A 2,928-nucleotide genomic window follows, 5' to 3' on the forward strand; every position below is an offset into this window, starting at 1 on the left:
GGCGGCGTTCCCGGCCGGCGGCCATCCGGTCGCCGCGTCCGCCCAGACGGCCGAGCACGCGCTCCTGGCGCCGGCCGTGATCGCCGCCCTCGCCCTGCCGCCCGCGCTGTTGCTTCCCGCACGGAGGATCACGGCCGGGCGAACGGCGACGTGATCACGCGGCGCCTCGCCGTACGACCACTTTGTCCGGCTCGATCCGGTGGTGGGCACAGCGGTGGGAGCGGCAGGCCGAGCCTCGCGCGACGGACGTCCCGTACTCGGCGATCGTCGTCAGGTGAGCGGGATCGTTATCTCGTCCTCGACGGGCGGCGACACCTCGTGCTCGCGGCAGCCGGACGCGGCGAAGCAGCGGATGCGCAGCCGCTCCGGCGTCACGTCGACCCGCAGGAAGCTCTTGAACAGCGGCGGCTCGTACGAGGCGGAGGCCGGGGACAGGAACCGCTGGTACGCCTGCCGTACCGGCAGCCGGAACCTCTTACGGCGGTTCGGGCGCCCCGGTACGCCCAGGAGGGTCGCCACCAGCCGCGTTCGCCACGTCACCGGCGCGTTCGTCTCCCGGCCCGGCCGGATGCCGATCCGCGCCGCGATGACCGCCGCGGCCTGGTCGCCGGTGAGCTCGAACAGCCATCGCATCCGCAGCCGCCGCCCGTACATCCGGCCGTAGAAGGCCAGGCAGTCGCCGCGCAGCGGATAGCAGCGGAAGTCGTCCTCGCCGACGCCGCCGACGTCCACCTTGGGGATCGTGTGCGTGGCGTGCATGAACGCGCCGCCGCCCCCGGAGACGATGTACTCGATCGTGCGGTCGCCGACCTTGACCGGATAGTGCTGGTAGTTGTGGATGTCGCCGCCGATCGCCGCCACGTAGTTGCACGCGGGGTCCTGGACGATCTCGTCGACCGTGCCACCGCCCTCGATGGGACCCGGATGGTGGGCGCCGTCGACGTACAGCGGCTTGCCGGTGATGAGGATCTTCGGTTTGGGGCCCTGGGAGACCCGCCGCAGCCACGCGCCCTGCTCGCGGTCGATGCCGCCGATGATGCCCGTGTCGATGCCGACGACGCGGATCGGGCCGGCGTCCATCATCCAGTACGGTCCGGGCTGCTCGGCCCGCTGTGAGGGCCGGGACCGCAGGCTCTCGGCCTCGGCCAGCCGCGCCTCGTCGGGTACGTCCGGGTTCTTCCAGAACAGCCGCCGCCACCAGGCACGAGACCACAGCCGCGGCCGGCCCTCGGCGGGCAGTTCGGGCGCGCCGCAGAAGACCCGCATGAACCCGCCGAGGCCGTCGTACCAGTCGTGGTTGCCCGGCACGGCGTAGATGGGCGCGTCGTAGTCCTTGTACGGCCGGAAGAACTTGGTGCCGTACTCGTTGACGCTGCCGGTCGGGTAGATCACGTCGCTGGCGATGAGGGCGAAGCGCGTGCCCTCGCTCATCTTCAAGAAGCCGGGCACCACGGCGTACTGCGGGGCGTCCCCCTCCCCCGTGTCCCCGAGCACCATGAACGAGAACGACGACGGGTCGTCGCGCGGGATCGCGAAGTCGGGCGGCGCTCCCGCGCCGATCTGGCGGGCCACCCACCGGCGCCGCTCGTCGTTGGTCGGGTCGCCGAACCGCCGGGCCAGCACGTCGTTGCGCGACCGCCAGAGGACGGCGGGGTTGAGCCAGGAGAGGTTCCGCACCCGGGCCGGCATGAGGTCGGTGTAGGTCCCCGGCTCGTCGCACGACCAGCCGGCCCCGGCCAGTGAGTGACGGGAGGACAGAGGAGCAGAGGGGGGCACGGGCGCACCGTAACAGCCGCAATACGGCGACACACCGTGTTCGCCCCATTCCAGGCAAAGCATCGCCCGTACGGGAAGCATCGCCCGTACGGGAACGGCGGCGGTCCTCTCAGCCGCCGATGGCGTCGAGCTCGGCGACCACGTCGGGCTTCAGGACCAGGTCCGTGGCGGCGACGTTCTCGCGGAGGTGGGCGACGGCCGAGGTCCCGGGGATGAGGACGGTCGTGGGCGAGCGCTGGAGCAGCCAGGCCAGCGCGACCTGTTGCGGGGAGGCGCCGAGCCGCGCGGCCACGTCCGTGAGCGTCCGGGACTGGATCGGGCTGAACCCGCCGAGGGGGAAGAACGCGGCGTAGGCGATGTTCTCGGCGGCGCACCGGTCGACGAGGGGGTCGTCCTGCCGGTTCGCGAGGTTGTAGAGGTTCTGCACCGTCACGACGGGGGCGATGCCCTGCGCCTCGGTGAGCTGGGCGGCGGTGGCCCCGCTGAGGCCGAGGTGGCGGATCAGCCCCTTCGCGCGCAGCTCCGCCAGGGCACCGAACTGGTCGGCGACGGGCTCATCGCCCGTACCCTCGATGGACAGGCGCAGGTTGACGACGTCCAGCGCGTCGACGCCGAGGTGCCGGAGGTTCTCGTGAACCTGCGTCACCAGTTCGCCGGGCTCCAGCGCGGGGTGCCAGCCGCCCTTGTCGTCACGCCGCGCACCGACCTTGGTGACGATGCGCAGGTCCTCCGGGTACGGGTGGAGCGCGTCGCGGATGAGCTCGTTGACGACGACCGGGCCGTAGAAGTCGCCGGTGTCGATGTGGGTGATCCCCAGCTCGACCACCTCGCGCAGGACCGCCAGAGCCTGGCCGCGGTCCTTCGGGGGCCCGAAGACCCCGGGCCCGGCGAGCTGCATCGCACCGTAACCCATCCGCCCGAACACGAGATCGTCCGCGAGCCGGAGCACGCCGCCGAGAGCATTGCCTGCCATGTTTCCCGCCTTCCGGAGTCAGCATCTCCAACGTTGGAGTTGTGCCTTTGGATGCTAGCGCTCCATATTTCCAACCGCAACGTTGCGGTTGGTTCCTAAAATGTGCGTGGACCGACGGTGCCGGCCGCCCGGGGCGTCCGGTTGGGCCCGCGCCGCCGACTGCGGGCCGCCGCCAGGGC

Annotated in this window: 2 protein-coding genes; both read right to left on the minus strand. The window is 71.7% G+C overall.

From position 1 onward, the window contains the following. Positions 1–270: 270 nt before the first annotated feature. Positions 271–1,776: a metallophosphoesterase gene (locus ACFFNX_RS46705; RefSeq protein WP_378212815.1), complete on the minus strand. Its 1,506-nt coding sequence runs from the start codon at positions 1,774–1,776 to the stop codon at positions 271–273. Positions 1,777–1,885: 109 nt separating this feature from the next. Further along, the gene (locus ACFFNX_RS46710; RefSeq protein ID WP_378212817.1) at positions 1,886–2,749 is read right to left on the minus strand and encodes an oxidoreductase; all 864 of its coding nucleotides are present in this window, start codon (positions 2,747–2,749) and stop codon (positions 1,886–1,888) included. Positions 2,750–2,928: the final 179 nt, after the last annotated feature.

This window comes from Actinoallomurus acaciae, assembly GCF_042429965.1.
Lineage (GTDB): Bacteria > Actinomycetota > Actinomycetes > Streptosporangiales > Streptosporangiaceae > Actinoallomurus > Actinoallomurus acaciae.

Coding starts and splice junctions, on each gene's coding strand:
- ACFFNX_RS46710 (WP_378212817.1), bottom strand. CDS start 2,749: ATGGCAGGCAATGCTCTCGGCGGCGTGCTCCGGCTCGCGGACGATCTC.